This is a genomic window from Pseudomonas sivasensis (assembly GCF_052938085.1).
Genome location: NZ_CP176442.1, coordinates 4,390,105 through 4,410,260, shown reverse-complemented (window position 1 = coordinate 4,410,260; position 20,156 = coordinate 4,390,105). Strand labels below are relative to the sequence as shown.

Sequence of the window (20,156 nt, the reverse complement as noted above, 5' to 3'; positions counted from 1 at the left end):
TCGTCGGCTTGCGCATTTTTTTCAAATGGCGCCGGCACCGTAAAGTTCAGGTTTCAGGCGTTGACCTGGTCCACTTTTAGTGGCTATTAGTGAGCGCGCTTATGTTGCGGCGTCGATCTCGGCCTTAAGGATGTTTGAATGTTTCTTCCAGTAATCATGGCGGGTGGCTCAGGTACCCGGCTATGGCCACTCTCCCGTCAGTTGAACCCCAAGCAGTTTCTCCCCTTGGTGGATGCCGATATGACGATGCTCCAGGCCACTATCAAGCGCCTTGATGGGCTTGAGCATGGGGCGCCGCGATTGATTTGCAACGAACATCATCGCTTTCTGGCTGCCGAACAACTTCGGCAGTTGGGTCTGGACGACGCGAACATCATCCTTGAACCGGTAGGCCGCAACACTGCCCCAGCTATTACACTGGCAGCCCTGCAGGCACTCGCTGAGCAGGATGATCCAATCATGCTCGTCTTGGCGGCTGATCACTTGATTCAAGATGTCGAGGCGTTCCAGAGAAGCATCGCTACGGCGCTTGCGCTGGCGGAGTCTGGCAAGTTGGTCACCTTCGCCATTACGCCTACGTGCCCTGAGACGGGGTATGGCTATCTTCAGCTGGGTGCGCCTGTTGGATCGGGAGGGTTCAAGGTCAGTCGTTTCGTTGAAAAACCTGACTTGGTTACCGCTCAGTCCTACCTCGCTCAGGGCGATTACTTCTGGAATAGCGGCATGTTCATGTTTCGAGCCAGTCGCTATATTCAGGAGTTGGAAAAATTTCAACCGGAAATTGTATCGGTATGTCGGGAAGCCTTGGCGGGTGGGCAACAAGATATGCATTTTACTCGGGTCGACAGTGCCATTTTCGCGACCAGCCCTGATGTCTCCATTGACTACGCAGTGATGGAGAAGACTTCAGACGCCGTCATGGTTCCTTTAGATGCCGGCTGGAGTGATATCGGGTCCTGGTCTGCTCTTTGGGAGGCAGGCGAGAAAAATGCAGACGGTAATCTGTTCAAAGGTGACGTGTTGTCTGAGAAAACCTCCGGCAGCTACGTTCATGCCACACATCGTTTGGTCACCACTGTTGGTGTAAACGACCTGATTATCGTGGAGACCAAGGACGCAGTCCTCGTCGCACACAAAGATCAAGTTCAGGAAGTTAAGAAGATCGTTGATCAACTCAAGGCGGGCAAACGCCACGAGCATACCGACCATCGCGAGGTCTATCGCCCTTGGGGTTTTTACGACTCTATTGATAGTGGGGAGCGCTATCAGGTTAAAAGAATTACCGTAAAACCAGGCGAGAAGCTCTCAGTGCAGATGCACCATCACCGCGCGGAGCACTGGGTGGTTGTCAGCGGTACTGCTCGCGTGACTAATGGTGATAAGACGTATTTGGTTACCGAGAACCAATCTACATTTATCCCTATTGGACAGATTCATGCACTGGAGAACCCTGGAATCATTCCGCTAGAACTGATTGAGGTTCAGTCGGGATCTTACTTGGGAGAGGATGATATTGTCCGGTTTGAAGATGTTTACGGCCGTGTAAAGGGTTGATGTGTTGAAAATTTCGATTATCACGGTCTCCTACAACAGCGAAAAAACGATCAGGGATACTATTGAGTCCGTATTGGCTCAGACGTATTTGAATGTCGAATATATAGTTATAGATGGTGGTTCAAAGGACAATACGATGGGTATTGTTGGTGAATATGCTGCGTCTATCGCAACCATCGTGAGTGAGCCGGATCGCGGCATATACGACGCTATGAACAAAGGTATCGCGTTGGCCACGGGTGATGTTATCGGCATTCTCAACTCCGACGATTTCTATGAAAGTCCTACATCGTTAGAGAGCGTTGCAGCCGCGTTTCGTCTGAATCCAGAAAGTGCGCTCGTCTTTGGTGATGTTGTTTTTGTAAATCCTGAGGACTTGCAGCGGGTCACGCGTGTCTATAGCGCTTCACATTTTCGCTCGTGGAAGCTGCGGTTTGGGTGGATGCCTCCCCATCCAGGTACATTTGTACGCAAAGAGGCTTACGCCGACGTTGGTGCTTATTCCATGTTGTACGCCATCTCCGCAGATTACGAGATGTTTGTTCGCCTGCTCCTGATTAAAAAACTCAGATTTTCGCATATTGATAAGGTCCTGATTCGCATGCGCTCGGGCGGCGTCAGTACCTCCGGTATAAAAAGTAGTCTGAAACTAAATCGGGAAATTGTTCTGGCGTGCAAGCGTAATGGGATATACACCAACTTGCTTATGGTGCTGAGTAAAATTCCATTCAAATTGCTGGAATACCTAAAGCGCTCGGGGACAAAAAACTGATGGACCATATCTTTATTACCGGAGCTACCGGTTTTTTGGGTAAAGATCTGATCCGCCGTTTGCAATCAGATAAGAAGTATCGCCTGTCTGCCTCCGTGCGTACCGCCGCGACAAGGTTAGATAGCGACGTTTCGGCCCATGTCATGGGCGATATTGATTCGACGACCGCGTGGGGGCAGGCATTGGCGGGTGTGGATGTTGTTGTCCACTGCGCTGCTCGTGTGCACATAACGACCGACGATTCTGCTGATCCGCTACAAGCTTTTCGTGACATCAATGTTAAAGCTACCTTGCACCTGGCAAGGGAGGCCGCCGCCGCCGGCGTTCGCCGTTTTGTCTTTATCAGTTCGATCAAGGTCAACGGTGAAGTGTCGCCGGCTGGCACACCGTTCTGCGCCGATGATGAGCCGAACCCGGCTGACGCGTATGGCCTGTCTAAATGGGAAGCCGAAAAGGGGCTTCTACAACTCGCTGAGGCCGTCGAGATGGATGTCGTCATCATCCGGCCAGTGCTTATCTATGGCCCCGGAGTAAAAGCAAACTTTTTGAACATGATGCGTTTTCTGTCCAAGGGAATCCCGTTGCCTTTGGGCGCCATACATAACAAACGCAGCCTTGTCGCGCTTGAAAACGTATCGGATCTGATTGTTACTTGCCTGGATCACCCTGCTGCCAGCAATCAAGTCTTTCTCGTCAGTGACGGTGAAGACCTTTCTACGACTGAACTATTGCGCAGGTTGGCACATGCATTACACGCACCCGCCCGCTTGATTCCCATTCCTTCGCGCTTTTTGACGTTCGTCGCTAAGCTATTCCGCATGTCGGGGCTCTCTCAGCGCCTGTGCGGAACGCTGCAGGTCGATATTCGCAAGACCCGCTCGCTGTTGGGGTGGGCACCTCGTGTCAGCGTTGATCAAGCTCTGAATGGTGCAGCTCGACATTATCTGGATTCGAATAAACGATGAATTTTCTCTGGTTGCTCCCTGTCCTGGCGGGCATTTCCCTTCTGTTGACGTGGCAGCTGCGCCGTTATGCATTGTCAGCAAGCTTGATCGATACTCCGAACGCCCGTAGCTCACATTCAGTACCCACGCCCAGAGGCGGTGGCGTCGCGATTGTGATCAGCTTTCTCGCTGCTGTGCCTGTGCTCGCTTTTGCGGACCTTATTCCCTGGTCATGGGCGTGGGGCATGTTGGGGGCTGGCCTGGGCGTTGCCGTTCTGGGGTTCATGGATGACCACGGGCATATCGCAGCGCGCTGGCGCTTGCTTGGCCATTTCCTTGCAGCGGTATGGGTATTGTTTTTCCTTCAAGGCCTGGCGCCGCTAAAGATCTTCGGGCATTTGATTGACCTGGGTTGGCTAGGCAACTTCCTGGCTGTGCTTTATTTGGTGTGGTTACTAAATCTCTACAACTTCATGGACGGTATCGATGGTATTGCAAGCATCGAGGCGTTGTGTGCTTGCCTGGGAATGTGTGTCGTTTATGGCGTGGCGGGGCATGCACAACTGGTCTGGACGCCGCTGGTGTTCAGCATGGCGGTAGTAGGTTTTTTGTATTGGAACTTCCCTCCTGCGCGAATCTTCATGGGCGATGCAGGGAGTGGTTTTATCGGCATCATACTGGGGGCGTTTTCTTTACAGGCGTGTCTTATATCGCCTCAGTTGTTCTGGGCATGGCTGATAATGCTGGGTGTGTTTATTGTCGATGCTACCTTTACGTTGATACGTCGGCTGTTGCGTGGGGACAAGGTTTACGAAGCGCATCGCAGTCACGCCTATCAGTTTGCTTCCCGGCAGATCGGCAGGCACCGGCCGGTCACGCTGGCTGTTGCGTGTATTAATATTTTCTGGCTCCTTCCGGTGGCCCTGGCTGTAGTGTTGCTTGATTTAGATGGGGTTCTAGGCTTGGTTGTTGGTTATGTACCGTTGGTCTGGTTGGCAATAAAGTTTAATGCGGGTTCTTTAGAGCCAGCCAATACGCCCTGATTGTCATTAAGGCGCAGATGCGAATTAAGGTAGTCTGATAGTGAGGCCACCCCTGCCTTTTTTTTCAGGCAGATGTAACTTTGGAGAGTAAGGATGGATCGGCTGCGCACGCTGCTACTTGGCCTACCAAGGCGTTATAAGCGCGTTCTACAGGTGCTGACTGACATCGTGGTGGTGTGGGCCGCGTTGTGGATGGCTTTTGTCGTGCGCCTGGGCATCGACGAGATGATCAATCCGGTCAGACAGCATTTATGGCTGTTCATTGCTGCACCTATCGTTGCCATTCCCTTGTTTGTGCGATTCGGTATGTACCGGGCGGTTATGCGTTATTTCGGTAATGATGCGCTGATCGCGATCATCAAAGCAGTCAGCCTGTCATCGTTGATCCTGGCGCTGGTGGTTTACTGGTATAGCAACCATCAGAACGTCGTCCCGCGTTCGATTGTTTTCAATTATTGGTGGCTAAGCCTGATCATGATTGGCGGCCTGCGCCTGGGGATGCGTCAATATTTCCTTGGGGATTGGTTCACCGCCACCCAGCATGTGCCGTTTACAAATCGTGATGACGGCTTGATCAAAGTCGCTATCTACGGTGCTGGGTCTGCCGGTAACCAATTGGTCGCCGCATTGCGCATGGGGCGTGTAATGCGTCCTGTGGCGTTTATCGACGACGATCCCGGGATTTCTGATCGTGTTATCTCGGGTTTGCATGTTTATAAACCCCGGCATATTCAACAAATGATCGACGCGACAGGTGTTCAGGAAATTCTCTTGGCCATCCCCTCGTCCAATCGTGGTCGGCGGCGTGAAATCCTGTCCTTTCTTGAAGGTTTCCCTCTGCACGTTCGCAGTGTTCCCGGCTTCATGGATCTGGCCAGCGGACGCGTCAAGGTCGACGATATCCAGGAGGTCGATATTGCAGACTTGCTAGGACGTGATGCAATCCCAGCCCAAGGCGAACTGCTTGAACACTGTATTAAAAGTCAAGTTGTACTGGTTACGGGGGCAGGTGGGTCAATTGGTTCAGAACTCTGCCGGCAGATTATATCCCTAAAACCTACGACGTTATTATTGTTCGACCATAGCGAATTTAACCTGTACACCATTTTGTCTGAGTTGGAACAACGTATTGCTCGCGAATCTTTGCCGGTAAAACTTTTGCCGATACTCGGTTCAGTACGTAACCAAGGCAAGTTGCTCGATGTTATGAAAACCTGGCATGTAGACACTGTCTATCATGCAGCTGCTTACAAGCATGTGCCGATGGTAGAGCACAATATCGCTGAAGGCGTGTTGAACAATGTCATTGGCACACTCAATACGGCGCAAGCTGCACTTCAGTCTGGTGTGGCCAACTTTGTATTGATTTCGACTGACAAGGCCGTACGTCCAACTAACATCATGGGGAGCACCAAACGGCTGGCGGAATTGACGCTGCAAGCCCTGAGTCGAGAACTCGCCCCGGTATTGTTCGGCGATAAGGCGAATATCTCCCGCGTCAACAAAACCCGCTTCACTATGGTTCGCTTCGGCAACGTGCTGGGCTCCTCGGGCTCAGTCATTCCGTTGTTTCACAAACAGATCAAATCCGGTGGTCCCCTGACGGTTACCCATCCGAAAATCACGCGGTATTTCATGACGATCCCGGAGGCGGCCCAACTGGTCATTCAAGCTGGGTCCATGGGGCAGGGTGGGGATGTATTCGTGTTGGACATGGGCGAGCCGGTGAAAATTGTCGAGCTCGCAAAAAAGATGGTGCATCTATCCGGGCTCAGTGTGCGTTCTGACGAGAACCCTCAAGGTGACATCTCGATCGAGTTCACCGGCCTGCGCCCCGGCGAAAAGCTTTACGAAGAGTTACTCATCGGCGACAACGTGGTCGCCACTCAACACCCCATGATCATGAGCGCCAACGAAGATCATCTGTCTTGGGAAGTGCTTAAAGGCAAGCTCTCGGACTTATTGGCTGCCGTGGATCAAGACGACTACGCCCGCGTCCGTCAACTCCTGCGCGACACCGTCAGCGGCTACTCCCCAGACGGAGAGATTGTCGATTGGATTTACCAGCAACGCCGTCTCGAGCCTTGATTTAATACTCTGTTACTCAACCGTTTTTGACGAATTTCCAACATCACCTACGTTTGAAAAGCAGCTTCGGAAAAGCTGCTTTTCTTTCAACGATGTCATGGAGCGTCACCAATGCAGAACACCTACATCTCTTCGCTGATTTTCGCCGTTCTTACAACCCTCTCCGTCGCCAGCACCGCAGCCCCTTCCATCAAGCCTGAAGCCCCAACCCCTATCAGCGCTCAGATGGCCAAGGCCGAGCAATCCGCCAAGGTCAATCTTAACGCCGCAGACGCCGAGACCCTGCGTCGGGATCTGTTCGGTATTGGCGCTGCCAAAGCCAAGGCAATCATCGCCTACCGCGAAAGCAATGGCCCATTCACGGCGGTGGATGAGTTGCTGGAAGTGAAGGGTATCGGCAAGGCGCTGTTGGAGAAGAACCGCGACAGGCTGGTGATCAACTAAGCTCCAAGGGGCCGGTCATTGATCGGCCTCTTTCTTCTGTTAGTTCCGCGCTTCACGTTCCCCCGCACCACGTCTATGTTCCACCTCAGCAATTGCGGGTCTTCGACACTCCTGGCAAGGACTTATGCGCCTACCAGTGTCGACATCTTCCCCAGCCTCTCTGCGCCGCAACGCACATCTCCCAGCGCCGTTTCAATTTGCTCAAGTCTTACGTCGAGAGGGTTCGGTATCGCACTGGGCTGGTCGCTCAGATCTATCTCGGAAAACATTGTTGGCAGCGGGAAGCCGTGGTCCGGGGCAGGACATGTGCCGTTCCGACAGGTAGTTGTCGACAAATGCATCCAGCGGTCTTTGCTGACTGAACAGGTTGTCGCGATGGGCGTTCAGGTCCGCAGCTGATCTGTGAAGGCCGGGCGCTTCCTTGATGATGCATGGGTGAGTTTGGGTTTTGTGGTGTTGTAAATAACGTATAAGGCGGCCCCAGCCACAGGCTGGCATTTTAACCAACCTTAACTTTTTATACCCATATCGCCCGTTCTGGAGGTTGGCATGAAACGTGATTACCTCCAGACAGAAGATTGTTCAACAATCATGAGGCGATGATGACACCCAATATGTCTTTAGCAGACCAGATTGCTTTGGAGCTGCGTGCCGACATCATCAGCGGTCGGTTGTTGCCGGGTATGGCCCTGGTCGAGGCGGATTTGGTCACGGCCTACAGTGCGTCGCGCAATACGATTCGCGAAGCCCTCCACCGTTTGGGGCAGGAGGGCTTGACCCGTTATGTGCGCAACAAGGGTGTGATGGTCCGGCGATTGGAGCGGGAGGAAGTTCGCGATCTGTTTGTTGTCCGCCGCACACTGGAATTGCAGGCCATCGCACAAAGCAAAGCGTTGACGGACGATCAATCTGAACGCATGCAAAACGCCATCGACGCCACCACCCTGGCCCGTGAGCGCGAAGATTGGCGTGCCGTGGCCACCCACAGTTTGTTGTTCCATCAGCACATCGTCGGGTTGATGCGCAGCCCCTTGTTCGATGAGTTTTTCGCCCGGGTCATCGCCCAGCTACGCCTCGTGTTTTGTGCGGCGCCCGATGAGCAGCGTTTTCAGTCACCTTGGCTTGAGCGTGACCGCGAGATTTACGCGTTATTGGTCCAGGCGAACAAACACGCGGCAGGGGAGGCGATGAGCCTGTACCTGGAAGATTCCGAACGCCTGTCGTTGGCGTTGTTTACCCACCCCTGATCGAGGATGTGCACCATGTACAAAGATTATCCGGCCGCTTATCAGGTCAGCAAAGGCTCGGCGCTGCAGGTCGACACGGCGTTTTACGAGCGCATTCGTGACCGGGCGGATCAACGCACCTTGATCGAACAGTTTGAGGTGCCTATTCGAACAGGCAGGGCCTGGAAGGTGCCGGCGGGGCATGTGTTTCGTGTTACTACGCCAGTGGGCCCGCAGGTGGGTGACTTTAATGTCTGGAACGCCCACGACCCGCGGGAACGTCTTTGGGCGGCGCGCACCCGCCAATTGCAGGGCGCCCATGTCAGCACCCATGACCGATTGTGGTCGAACCTGCCGTTTCTGCGACCGTTGGTGACCATCACCGATGACAGCCTGGCCAGTTATGGTATCGACGAGCACGGCGGGCGCCTCCACGACTTACTCGGCACGCGCTGCGATCCCTACGTGAACCGGATGCTGACCGGTGAGGATTTCCATCACCACTGCCATTCGAACCTCACTCGCGCGGTGCTGCCCCACGGTCTTACGGAATTCGACGTGCATGACGTGTTGAATATTTTCCAGTGCACCGGCCTGAATCACGACGACATGTACTTCATGAAGGCGTGTCCGGCGCAGAAGGGGGATTACCTGGAGTTCTTTGCGGAGATTGATTTGCTGTGTGCACTGTCGACCTGCCCGGGTGGAGATCTGTCGCTGCCGATGTGGGGGCCGGACGCACAGGATCCGCTGACGGTATGTCGTCCGCTGGGCGTAGAGATCTACAAGTTGGAGGATCAATTGCTGAGCGGCTGGAGCCAGCCGGAGCGTGCTGCCTACAAGGGGCAGCACGGGTTGCATATTGCCAAGGCGGATTGGGAGTAAGCCTAACTAGCGATCCTGAGAATCCTTGGCGTCCGCCTGGGCGTTGCGTTCGGCCACGCGTTTGCGTTGCTCGTCGGTGAGTTCCACCTTGTTGGCGCTGTCTCGCAGCATCATAAGCCCACCGACGATCGACCCAATCGCGACCACCATAATCAACCACGCATACCACGGCATAAGGCTCTCCTTGAGGCAGATTGCTGTGGGAGAATTTTCCCACGGTAATAACTGCTTTGAGTTACGGGCTTTCTGAGTAGTTCAGTGTAAGCCCGTTCTGCCTCGTAAACCTTAGAGCCCAGTCAACATTGCGTCCGCTGGCGCATCGGCACGGTCTTGTGCGGTCAGTTGGAAGTAGATGAAACCTACCGCCATAAAGCCCAGGAAGATCAAGCCGATGAGCGTGTTGAACCACGCCATGGCCACCAGGCACACCACCGCCAGCACCAACGCAATGCCTGGCACGATCGGGTAACCCGGCGCGCGGAAGGTGCGTTCCAGCAGCGGTTCGGTTTTACGCAGTTTGAACAGGCTGAGCATGCTCATGATGTACATGACGATGGCGCCGAAAACCGCCATGGTGATCATCGCTGCAGTCAGAGTCATGCCGCCCAGGTTGATCAGACCGTCGCTGTAGATGGCGGCGATGCCGACCACACCGCCGGCGATTATGGCCCGGTGCGGTGTCTGAAAACGCGACAGTTTGGCGAGGAAAGACGGTAAGTAACCGGCGCGGGCCAGGGCGAAGAACTGGCGCGAGTAGCCCAGGATAATGCCGTGGAAGCTCGCTACCAGGCCAAACAGGCCGATCCACACCAACATGTGCAACCAGCCGGAGCTTTCGCCCACCACGGTTTTCATGGCCTGCGGCAGCGGGTCGTTGATGTTCGACAGGGTGCGCCAGTCACCCACTCCGCCGGCAAAGAACATCACGCCCATGGCCAGGATCACCAAGGTCAGGATGCCGCTGATGTAGGCCTTCGGAATGGTGCGCTTCGGATCCTTCGCTTCTTCAGCCGCCATGGCTGCGCCTTCGATGGCAAGGAAGAACCAGATCGCGAACGGAATTGCGGCAAACATCCCGGCAATCGCCGGGGCGCCAAAGGTATCGGAACCGGCCCATCCATTCAGGGCGAAGTTACTGAAACTGAATGCCGGAGCGACCACGCCCATAAATACCAGCAGCTCTGCGACGGCGAGCACGCACACCACCAGTTCAAAGGTCGCGGCGAGTTTCACGCCAAGGATGTTCAGGCCCATGAACACGATATAGGCACCGACGGCAGCGTGCTTCGGGTCCAGCGCAGGGAACTGCACATTCAGATAAGCGCCGATGGCCAAGGCAATGGCAGGCGGCGCGAAGACAAATTCGATCAGGGTGGCAAGACCGGCGATTAAACCGCCTTTCTCCCCAAATGCACGACGGCTGTAGGCAAACGGTCCGCCAGCATGGGGAATCGCGGTGGTCAGCTCGGTGAAACTGAAGATAAAGCAGGTGTACATTGCGGCGACCATCAACGAGGTCACCAGGAAGCCCAAGGTTCCGGCCACGCCCCAGCCATAGCTCCAGCCGAAGTATTCACCGGAGATCACCAGCCCGACGGCAATGCCCCATAAATGCAGGGTGCCTAGGGTGGGTTTGAGTTGTGTGTTCATGTGTTGCTCCCTGAACGGTTTGGAATGATTCAAGGTGTTGCAGCGGCCATGCCAGCTTGAGAATCATTGTCGTAAAGGCGTGCAACTGTCGTCTGGGGGATGGTTTGGCGTTTGAAATTTGCCGGTGTTGCACCAGATAGGTGCGGCGGTGACGGTGCCGACGCTATCGGGAGCAAGCCCCTCCCACAGGTTGACTGGCGCTCGGCATGACAACTCGGTCAAGTGTGGGAGGGGGCTTGCTCCGGATAGCGCCCGCCCAGACGCTGGAAACCCGCAGTGTAAACCCCGCATAAAGCCACTCTTTACGCCTTCTTTACGCCCCGCCCGCACCCTCGCACTCGTTCCTTTACGCCACTCCTGCGGACAATTGCCCCACACGCGGCACTCGCCGCTGAACGGAGAGACTTCCATGAGTGTTCTGGACGGAGTGTCACTGCTATTGGCCGTGGCGCTGTTTATTTATCTGATGGTTGCGCTGTTACGCGCGGATCGGAACTAGGAGCTGGCCATGCACAGTTATGACTATTGGCTGATCATCGCCTTCTTTGCCGTGGTATTGGTGCCGGCACCGTTCCTGGGGCGGTTCTACTACAAGGTGATGGAAGGCCAGCGCACGTGGCTGAGCCCGGTGCTCGGGCCTGTCGAAAAAGCCTGTTATCGCCTGTCGGGTGTCGACGCGCAGCAGGAGCAGAGCTGGCAGAAGTACATGCTGGCGTTGCTCGCATTCAACCTCGCGGGTTTCCTGCTGTTGTTCGCGATCCTGATGTTCCAGGACTATCTCCCGCTCAATCCGCAGAAATTGCCGGGGCAGGAGTGGACGCTGGCCTTCAACACTGCGGTCAGTTTCATGACCAACACCAACTGGCAGTCCTACAGCGGTGAGGCGTCACTGAGCTACCTCAGCCAGATGGCTGGCCTGACGGTGCAGAACTTCGTCAGTGCGGCCACTGGACTGGCAGTTCTGGTCGCTTTGTGCCGTGGGATCGGTCGCAAATCTGCCCAGACATTGGGGAATTTCTGGGTCGATATGACCCGCGCTACCCTCTACGGCCTGTTGCCGTTGTGCCTGGTGCTGGCGTTGTTCCTGGTGTGGCAGGGCGTGCCGCAGACGTTCGCCCATTACGTTGATGCCGTGACGATGCAAGGCGTGGATCAGGTGATCCCCCTGGGCCCGGCGGCCAGCCAGATTGCGATCAAGCAATTGGGCACCAACGGCGGTGGTTTTTTCGGCGTCAACTCGGCGCATCCCTTTGAAGACCCGACTGCCTGGGCCAACCTGTTTGAGGTGGCGTCCATCATCCTGATTCCGGTGGCGTTGGTATTCACCTTCGGTCATTACGTCAAAGACCTGCGCCAAAGCCGCGCCATTCTTGGCTGCATGCTGGCGCTGTTCCTGATCGGCGGCGCGACTTCACTGTGGTCCGAGTATCAGCCCAATCCGACCCTGAACAACCCGGCCGTAGAGCAAACCGCGCCGCTGGAAGGCAAGGAAGCGCGCTTCGGCACCACTGGCACGGTGCTGTGGTCAGTGACCACCACCGCGGCGTCCAACGGTTCGGTCAACGGCATGCAGGACAGCCTCAGCCCCCTCAGCGGGATGGTGGCGCTGGTCAACATGATGGTCGGCGAAGTGATCTTTGGCGGCGTCGGCGCCGGTATGTACGGGATGTTGCTTAACGTGTTGATCGCGGTGTTCCTGGCTGGCCTGATGATCGGCCGTACGCCGGAATACCTGGGCAAGAAACTCCAGGCCAAGGAAGTACAGTTGCTCGTCGTGACCTTGCTGGTGATGCCAGTTGGCGTGCTCGTGCTCGGCGCCATTGCCGCCAGCCTGCCAGGCCCGGCCGGCGCTATCAGCAACCCTGGCCCCCATGGCTTCAGCCAGTTGCTTTATGCCTACACCTCCGCCAGTGCCAACAACGGCTCTGCGTTTGGCGGCTTCAGTGCCAACACGCCGTTCCATAACCTGATGCTCGGCCTGGGCATGCTGATCGGTCGCTTTGGCTACATCCTGCCGGTACTGGCCCTGGCCGGCAGCCTGGCGATGAAAAAGAGCGCACCGATTGGCCAGAACAGCTTCCCCACCCACGGCCCGCTGTTCGTGACTCTGTTGACCGTAACCATCTTGCTGGTGGGCGGCCTGACTTTCCTGCCGACGCTGGCGCTGGGTCCTATCGCTGAACACTTGAGCATGGGCTTCTGAGAAGGGATATGAACATGAATATGCCTGCAAAAAACGCGGCCCCGGTCAAACCCCAGGAGCCTGCCAAAACCGCTATCTCTGCTCTGTGGCGCCCGGCGCTGGTCCAGGCGTTCGTCAAGCTGGACCCGCGCGAACTGAAACGCTCGCCGGTGATGCTGGTGGTCGAACTGACTGCGATCCTCACCACGGTGCTGTGCTTCGTGCCCGACACTTCCGTGCCGACCTTCGTTGCCGTGCAGATCGCCGTGTGGTTGTGGTTCACCGTGCTGTTCGCCAACTTCGCCGAAGCCTTGGCCGAAGGGCGAGGCAAGGCTCGCGCCGACAGCCTCAAGGCAGGCAGTGAAGGTCTGAGTGCACGGCGCAAGGAAGCCGATGGCAGCTTCAAGGTCGTGCCGGCCACCAGCCTGCGTAAGGGTGATGTGGTGCGGGTTGCCGCAGGGGAAATGATCCCCGGTGACGGCGAGGTGATCGAAGGCATCGCGGCGGTTAACGAAGCGGCGATCACTGGCGAATCCGCCCCGGTGATCCGTGAGTCTGGCGGCGACCGCTCGGCCGTCACCGGCAACACCCGGCTGGTCTCGGACTGGCTGATGATTCGCATCACCGCCAACCCCGGTGAGTCCACCCTGGACCGCATGATTGCCTTGGTAGAAGGTGCCAAGCGCCAGAAGACCCCCAATGAAGTCGCGCTGGATATCCTGCTGATCGGCCTGACGCTGATCTTCCTGCTGGTGGTCGTAACGTTGCAGCCGTTCGCCCACTTCGCCAATGGCAGCTTGCCGTTGGTGTTTCTGGTCGCACTGCTTGTGACGCTGATTCCCACGACCATTGGCGGCTTGTTGTCGGCCATCGGCATTGCCGGCATGGACCGCCTGGTACGCCTCAATGTGATCGCCAAGTCTGGCCGCGCGGTGGAAGCCGCCGGGGACGTACATGTGTTGCTGTTGGACAAGACCGGCACCATCACCTTTGGTAATCGCCGGTGTGCGGCGGTGGTCGCGGCGCCCGGGGTCAGCGGTCGCGAGGTGGCCGAAGGCGCGCTGTTCGCGTCCCTGGCGGACGACACGGCGGAAGGCAAATCCATCGTTGAATACCTGCGCGCCTTGCACCCTCAGGCCGAGCCTTCCCAGGACGAGTTGACCGCCGTGCCGTTCAGCGCTGAAACCCGCTTGTCCGGCGTTGACTACCAGGGCCGCGTGTACCGCAAAGGCGCGGTGGATTCGCTGCTGGCATTTATCGGCCAGCAGCGTCAAGACCTTGCACCTGCGCTGTCGCGGGAAATCGACAAGATCGCCCAGAGCGGCGGCACGCCTTTGCTGGTGTGCGCCGATGGCAAGCTGCTTGGTGCGATTCATTTGAAGGACGTGGTCAAGCCCGGCATCCGCGAACGTTTCGCCGAGCTGCGCAAACTGGGCATCCGCACCGTGATGGTCACTGGCGACAACCCGCTGACGGCTGCTGCGATCGCCGCTGAGGCGGGCGTGGATGACGTGCTGGCCGAAGCCACGCCAGAGAAAAAACTCGCACGTATCCGTCATGAGCAGAACGACGGGCGCCTGGTGGCAATGTGCGGCGACGGCGCCAACGACGCCCCGGCACTTGCGCAGGCCGACGTGGGCATGGCGATGAACGACGGCACTCAAGCCGCCCGTGAGGCCGCCAACATGGTCGACCTCGACAGCGACCCTACCAAGCTGCTGGACGTGGTGCAGATCGGCAAGGAATTGCTGGTGACCCGTGGCGCGCTGACCACCTTTTCAATCGCCAACGATGTGGCCAAATACTTTGCGATTCTGCCGGCGCTGTTTGCCTCGATCTATCCGCAACTCGGCGTGCTCAACGTCATGCACTTGCAGAGTCCGCAGAGCGCGATCCTGTCGGCCATTGTGTTTAACGCGTTGATCATCGTGGTGTTGATCCCGTTGGCATTGCGCGGTGTGCGCGTGCAGGCAGCGAGTGCAGCGGCGTTGCTGCGGCGCAACCTGTTGATCTATGGCTTGGGTGGGTTGTTGGTGCCGTTCGTGGGTATCAAGGCCATCGACATGCTGTTGACCGCCCTGCACCTCGTATAAGCCAGACCTTGTAGTGAGCGGGCTTGCCCCGCGCTGGGCTGCGAAGCAGCCCCACTGCGACCAAGGTCGCTGTATCCAACGAATTGAGGAACCTGAAATGTCCAACATCATCCGTCCAGCCCTGAGCCTTTTAGTGCTCATGACCCTGATCACCGGCGTCGCCTACCCATTGGTGGTGACCGGCGTCGCCCAGGTGGCATTCCCCGATCAGGCCAACGGCAGCCTGGTACGCGACGCCGATGGTAAGGTGCGCGGGTCCAGCCTGATCGCCCAGGATTTTACCGGCGACAGCTGGTTTCACCCGCGTCCATCGGCGGGCGCCTTTGCGACGGTGTCCAGCAGCGCCAGTAACCTTGGCCCGAGTAACCCAGCGTTAGCCACCCGCGTATTCGATGACGCAAATAAACAGCTGGTGCCAGGTCAGGGCCCGGTACCTTTGGCCTCGCTGACTACCTCTGGCAGCGGTCTTGATCCACACTTGCCACCCCAGGCGATTGCCTATCAACTGGTGCGGGTAGCGGCGGCGCGGAATGTGCCGGTGTCGACCTTGCAACGGCTGTTGGATGAGCACATCGAAAGCCCATTGGTGGGGCCACCGGTAGTGAATGTACTGGCGCTGAACATGGCGCTGGAAAAACTCTGATCCCACAGTTGATCTTCACTTGCCCGACTACATCATCACCTGAAGGACACTGCCCGCATGAGCGACTCCGGCCGCGCCGATGCCCTGCTAGCCGATCTACCCCGTAATGGTCGTGGCCGGCTCAAAGTCTTCCTCGGTGCCGCACCCGGCGTAGGCAAGACCTACGCCATGCTGCAGGCGGCCCACACCCAACTGCGCCAAGGCGTCAAGTTGGTCGCCGGTGTGGTGGAAACCCACGGCCGCGCCGAGACCGAAGCCTTGCTCGCCGGCCTGCCACAGCAACCGTTGCTGCGCAGCGAATATCGCGGTGTGATGCTCGAAGAAATGGACCTCGACGGCCTGCTCGCCGCCAAGCCCAAGCTGGTGCTGGTGGACGAACTGGCCCACAGCAACGCGCCCGGCAGCCGCCATGAAAAGCGCTGGCAAGATATTCAGGAACTGCTCGCTGCGGGCATCAACGTGTTTACCACGGTCAACGTTCAGCACTTGGAAAGCCTCAACGACCAAGTGCGCGGGATCACCGGCGTGCAGGTGCGTGAAACGCTACCGGACTGGGTACTGCAAGAGGCCGACGAACTGCTGCTGATCGACCTGCCATCCCGCGAGCTGCTGGAGCGCCTGCGCGACGGCAAAGTCTATGTTCCGGAACAGGCCCGTGCGGCCATCGATGCGTTTTTCACCCAGACCAACCTGATGGCCCTGCGCGAGCTGGCGATGCAGACGGCCGCAGCCCATGTCGATGACGACTTGGCCCAGGGCTATCGCCAGCTCGGCCAGGCCGCGCCGGCGGTGCGCGGCCGCTTGTTGGTGGGTGTGGATGGCGACGCGCAGGCCGAACGCCTGGTGCGGCATGCCAGTCGTGTGGCGCAGCGTCGACATTTGCCGTGGAGCCTGGTGCATATCGATAACGGCCGGGCACGGGATGAGCAGTCGCGTCTGCGCCTGCAAAACGCCCAGCAATTGGCCGAACGTCTCGGCGGGGAAGTCGTGTTGCTACGGGCGGGGGAGGTGGCCAAAACCTTGATCCAGCACGCCGGCGAACGCCGCGCCAGCCTGGTGTTGGTGGGACAGTCACGGATGCGCTGGCGCCGTCGTTTATTCGGTGGAGGCCTGGCGGCGCGTTTGCTGCGCAATGCGCGCGGCTTGGAAATCAACGTGCTCGACAGTGACGATATTCCCGCGGCGCCGCGCTTGCCGCAGGTCCGCGGGCTGGTGTGGTTCGACTACTTTTTGGCAGTGGTGGCGACGGTGATTGCTGCCGGCGTGGCCTGGGCGGTGTCCAGTGTGTTGCCGTTGCCGAATATCTCGCTGGTGTTTCTTGCTGCCGTATTGCTGGTCGCGGTGCGCAGTAGCCTGGGGCCGTCCCTGGTCTGCGCGGCTTTATCATTTCTGACCTACGACTTCCTGTTTATTCCGCCGAATTTTTCCTTCTCCATCCAGCGTGAAGAAGATGTGCTGACCCTGCTGTTCTTCCTGCTGATGGCAGCGCTCACCGGCAACCTCGCGGCGCGTCAGCGTCGACAATTGCAGGCGTTGCGCGATACCCAGGAGGAAACCAGCGAGCTGCTTGACCTGTCACGCAAACTCACCGCCGCCACCGATCGCCAGGCCGTGGTCAGCGCGGCGGCCCATCACCTTGAAGGTTGGAACGACCTGGACCTGTGCCTGGTCAATCGCGATGGACAGGGTGGTTGGAAGATCGAAACCGGCGGCCCGCTGACCTTCAGCGAAGCCGAACGCGCCGCCGCCGATTGGGCCTGGCAACATGACCAACCCGCGGGCATGGGCACCGGCACGTTGCCGTTTGGGCGCTGGTGGTGGTGGCCGTTGTCGGGCGAGGAAGGTCCGCTGGGCTTGCTCGGTGTCAGTGCCAAACCGGGCCAGGCGTTGAGCGGTCAGCGCCGCCGCTTGCTAACTGCTCTGAGTCAGCCTCTGGCCCAGGCCCTGGCCCGTGCGCAGTTGGCGCAGGAGCTAGAATCCGCACGCCTGCACGGCGAAACCGAGCAACTGCGCAGTGCCTTGCTTGCGTCGGTGTCTCACGATTTGCGTACGCCGCTGACGTCCATGCGCGGCAGTATCGACAGCCTGCTGGCGTTGGGTGAAGCCATTCCCCTGGAGGACCGTCGCGAATTACTGGAAGGCACGCGTGATGAGGCCGAGCGTCTCGATCGCTATATCCAGAACCTGTTGGACATGACTCGCTTGGGCCATGGCGCCCTCAAGCTGGCGCGTGATTGGGTGTCGCCGGGCGATATCGTCGGCAGCGCCCTTGGCCGTTTGCGTGCGGTACTGGCGCCATTGCAGGTGAGCACCGAGGTGCCGCCTGAGCTGCCGTTGCTGTATGTGCATGCGGCGCTGATCGAACAGGCGCTGGTCAATGTGCTGGAGAACGCCGCACGCTTTTCACCCCCTCAGGGACGTTTGCAATTGAGTGCCGGCGTGTCGGATAAGCAACTGTTTTTCGCGGTAGCCGATGAGGGGCCGGGCATCCCCGAGGATGAGCGCGCGAAGATTTTCGATATGTTCTACACCGCTGCGCGCGGTGATCGGGGCGGGCAGGGCACCGGCCTGGGTTTGGCGATCTGCCAGGGGATGGTTGGGGCGCACGGTGGGCATATCAGCGTGGCCGATGGCATTGAAGGGCGCGGCACCTGCATCACCTTGTTCCTTCCATTGCCTGCACAGCCTGGCCTGGAGCCTGAGTCGTGAGCTACCCTCTTTTCTCCACGGATTTTGATGGGACACCATGAGCCAGACCGCGACGATTTTGGTCATTGATGACGAACCGCAGATCCGCAAGTTCCTGCGCATCAGCCTGGCCTCCCAGGGTTACAAAGTGATCGAGGCGGGCACCGGAAACGAAGGCTTGGCCCAGGCGGCCTTGAGCAAGCCGGACTTGCTGGTGCTCGACCTAGGCTTGCCGGACATGGACGGCCAGCAAGTGCTGCGTGAGTTTCGCGAGTGGTCGACGGTGCCGGTATTGGTGCTGTCGGTGCGCGCCAGCGAAGGGCAAAAGGTCCAAGCCCTCGACGGCGGCGCCAATGACTATGTGACCAAGCCTTTTGGAATCCAGGAGTTTCTCGCCAGGGTTCGCGCGCTCCTGCGCCAGGCGCCCGCAGGTGAGGCGCAGGAAGCGGCGTTGAGTTTCGGCCCGCTGACGGTCGATCTGGCCTATCGCCGTGTGCTGCTGGACGGTGTCGAAGTGGCGCTGACTCGAAAGGAATATGCCGTGTTGGCGCAGTTGGCGCGGCACTCAGGACGGGTGATCACCCAGCAGCAACTGCTCAAGGATATCTGGGGGCCGACCCATACCGAGGACAGTCACTACCTGAGGATTGTGGTGGGCCATCTGCGCCAGAAACTGGCGGATGATCCGACTCAGCCACGCTTTATCGTGACCGAGGCGGGGGTCGGGTATCGGTTGTTAGGCGGTTAGAGTCTGGCGCCTGTCGAAGCACTCAGGGCTGTTCACTTTCATAGCGGTCCAACGTATCGCTGGCAATTTCGCGCCCCAAAGCGATCAACTCCGGCGCCTTGTAGAACTCGAAAAACCGGCACACCCGCTTCGGCACGTTGATCAATACATCCGGCGGATAACCCGCAATTTTGTACTGAGCCAATGACGTCTGCATCACCTCAAAACTCTGGTTGATCAGGTCCAGCAACGACGCCGGCCCCACGTTATCAATGATGAACGAACCGGTCGCCGACTTCGGCGCCCCGGGTTTTTCCGGCGCAGCGGCGGGTTGTTGGGACTCGGGCTCAGCCGAATCCAGCCAAGGGTTGATCTCGGCCGCCTGGGCCTGCAACGCTTCCTGCTCCAGCTTCATTAACTGCTCGGCTTGCTTACGACGAAACGGCAGGTGCGAGCCGAGTGATTTCGCCAAGCTGTTGAAGCGGCTCTTGAACGCCGGCGGACGTTGGATCACCGGCAATTGGTAGTGTTTCTGGTTGGTGGCGTTGAGGTTGACTGCGATGATCAAGTCGCAATGGCTCGACACCACCGGCACGATAGGCAGTGGGTTAAGCAGGCCGCCGTCCACCAGCATGCGGTTACCTTGCATCACTGGGGTGAACAGGCTGGGAATTGCGGCCGAAGCGCGCATGGCCTGGTGCAGACAGCCTTCCTGAAACCAGATTTCCTGTTGGTTGGTGAGGTCGGTGGCCACGGCCGTGTAGGGAATGCGCAGCTCCTCGATATTGATCTCGCCGACGATCTTGCGGATCTGTCCGAAGACCTTCTCGCCACGAATCGCTCCCAGGCGAAAACTCACGTCCACCAGACGCAGCACGTCGAGGTAATCAAGGCTTTCAATCCAGTTTCGATACTCGTCCAGCTTGCCCGCGGCGTAGATCCCACCCACCACCGCGCCCATGGAACAGCCAGCGATACAGGCAATGTCATAGCCGCGCCGTTCGATTTCTTCGATCACCCCGATATGGGCGTAGCCCCGGGCTCCACCGGAGCCCAGCACCAAGGCAACACGTTTCTTCATGGTCCATATCCTTTGATCGGCAGGTCCTCACAATGCACCCATTGAGGGGGCCGCTTCAATCTTCGCTGAACTGCGTAATATTTTTCCAGAATAGCGAGTAGGCTCGGGTATGCTCTGGCAATAGGTACTATCGATT

Annotated in this window: 17 protein-coding genes; 14 read left to right on the top strand and 3 right to left on the bottom strand. The window is 57.9% G+C overall.

Annotated elements, in window-relative coordinates; all coding sequences use genetic code 11:
• Window positions 1-138: 138 nt before the first annotated feature.
• From ACKZ62_RS20280 to ACKZ62_RS20245, 8 genes are all read left to right on the top strand, one after another.
• Window positions 139-1,554: a mannose-1-phosphate guanylyltransferase/mannose-6-phosphate isomerase gene (locus tag ACKZ62_RS20280; RefSeq protein ID WP_095184201.1), complete on the top strand. Its 1,416-nt coding sequence runs from the start codon at window positions 139-141 to the stop codon at window positions 1,552-1,554.
• A gap of 4 nt (window positions 1,555-1,558) precedes the next feature.
• On the top strand, window positions 1,559-2,326 hold the full coding sequence (locus ACKZ62_RS20275; RefSeq protein WP_122755859.1) for a glycosyltransferase family 2 protein: 768 nt from the start codon (window positions 1,559-1,561) through the stop codon (window positions 2,324-2,326).
• Window positions 2,326-3,291 carry a UDP-glucose 4-epimerase family protein gene (locus ACKZ62_RS20270; RefSeq protein WP_447095724.1) on the top strand — a complete coding sequence of 322 codons (966 nt, stop codon included), beginning with the start codon at window positions 2,326-2,328 and terminating at the stop codon, window positions 3,289-3,291. The genes ACKZ62_RS20275 and ACKZ62_RS20270 overlap by 1 nt, the downstream gene beginning before the upstream one ends.
• The gene (locus ACKZ62_RS20265) at window positions 3,288-4,313 is read left to right on the top strand and encodes an MraY family glycosyltransferase (protein WP_032888941.1); all 1,026 of its coding nucleotides are present in this window, start codon (window positions 3,288-3,290) and stop codon (window positions 4,311-4,313) included. Before ACKZ62_RS20270 ends, ACKZ62_RS20265 begins: the two co-directional genes overlap by 4 nt.
• A 93-nt stretch (window positions 4,314-4,406) precedes the next feature.
• Window positions 4,407-6,401, top strand: coding sequence for a polysaccharide biosynthesis protein (locus tag ACKZ62_RS20260; protein ID WP_447095723.1), 1,995 nt, complete (start codon window positions 4,407-4,409; stop codon window positions 6,399-6,401).
• Between the two features lie 111 nt (window positions 6,402-6,512).
• On the top strand, window positions 6,513-6,845 hold the full coding sequence (locus tag ACKZ62_RS20255; RefSeq protein ID WP_032888945.1) for a ComEA family DNA-binding protein: 333 nt from the start codon (window positions 6,513-6,515) through the stop codon (window positions 6,843-6,845).
• A 602-nt stretch (window positions 6,846-7,447) separates the two neighbouring features.
• On the top strand, window positions 7,448-8,092 hold the full coding sequence (locus tag ACKZ62_RS20250; protein ID WP_095184205.1) for a GntR family transcriptional regulator: 645 nt from the start codon (window positions 7,448-7,450) through the stop codon (window positions 8,090-8,092).
• Between the two features lie 15 nt (window positions 8,093-8,107).
• Window positions 8,108-8,956: an urea carboxylase-associated family protein gene (locus ACKZ62_RS20245; RefSeq protein WP_095184206.1), complete on the top strand. Its 849-nt coding sequence runs from the start codon at window positions 8,108-8,110 to the stop codon at window positions 8,954-8,956.
• Between the two features lie 6 nt (window positions 8,957-8,962).
• Here the strand turns inward: ACKZ62_RS20245 and ACKZ62_RS20240 are convergent, their stop codons facing one another.
• Window positions 8,963-9,130, bottom strand: coding sequence for a DUF2897 family protein (locus tag ACKZ62_RS20240; RefSeq protein WP_081797766.1), 168 nt, complete (start codon window positions 9,128-9,130; stop codon window positions 8,963-8,965).
• A gap of 111 nt (window positions 9,131-9,241) precedes the next feature.
• Window positions 9,242-10,606, bottom strand: coding sequence for an ethanolamine permease (gene eat / locus ACKZ62_RS20235; protein ID WP_095184207.1), 1,365 nt, complete (start codon window positions 10,604-10,606; stop codon window positions 9,242-9,244).
• A gap of 409 nt (window positions 10,607-11,015) precedes the next feature.
• Between eat and kdpF the strand changes: the two genes are divergently transcribed.
• The 6 genes from kdpF (at window position 11,016) to ACKZ62_RS20205 (ending at window position 18,960) form a co-directional block, all read left to right on the top strand.
• Window positions 11,016-11,105: a K(+)-transporting ATPase subunit F gene (kdpF, locus tag ACKZ62_RS20230; protein WP_447095722.1), complete on the top strand. Its 90-nt coding sequence runs from the start codon at window positions 11,016-11,018 to the stop codon at window positions 11,103-11,105.
• Between the two features lie 9 nt (window positions 11,106-11,114).
• A complete protein-coding gene (gene kdpA / locus ACKZ62_RS20225; protein WP_032888953.1) occupies window positions 11,115-12,809 on the top strand; it encodes a potassium-transporting ATPase subunit KdpA in 1,695 nt (564 codons plus the stop codon).
• A 14-nt stretch (window positions 12,810-12,823) separates the two neighbouring features.
• Window positions 12,824-14,881: a potassium-transporting ATPase subunit KdpB gene (gene kdpB / locus ACKZ62_RS20220; protein ID WP_177326448.1), complete on the top strand. Its 2,058-nt coding sequence runs from the start codon at window positions 12,824-12,826 to the stop codon at window positions 14,879-14,881.
• A 97-nt stretch (window positions 14,882-14,978) separates the two neighbouring features.
• Window positions 14,979-15,524, top strand: coding sequence for a potassium-transporting ATPase subunit KdpC (gene kdpC, locus ACKZ62_RS20215; protein ID WP_095184208.1), 546 nt, complete (start codon window positions 14,979-14,981; stop codon window positions 15,522-15,524).
• 57 nt (window positions 15,525-15,581) lie between these two features.
• Window positions 15,582-18,233 carry a DUF4118 domain-containing protein gene (locus ACKZ62_RS20210; protein ID WP_122680138.1) on the top strand — a complete coding sequence of 884 codons (2,652 nt, stop codon included), beginning with the start codon at window positions 15,582-15,584 and terminating at the stop codon, window positions 18,231-18,233.
• Window positions 18,234-18,270: 37 nt separating this feature from the next.
• A complete protein-coding gene (locus tag ACKZ62_RS20205) occupies window positions 18,271-18,960 on the top strand; it encodes a response regulator (protein WP_032888961.1) in 690 nt (229 codons plus the stop codon).
• 22 nt (window positions 18,961-18,982) lie between these two features.
• Here ACKZ62_RS20205 and ACKZ62_RS20200 read toward each other — a convergent pair whose 3' ends face one another.
• Window positions 18,983-20,020: a patatin-like phospholipase family protein gene (locus tag ACKZ62_RS20200; protein ID WP_032888962.1), complete on the bottom strand. Its 1,038-nt coding sequence runs from the start codon at window positions 20,018-20,020 to the stop codon at window positions 18,983-18,985.
• Window positions 20,021-20,156 lie beyond the last annotated feature (136 nt).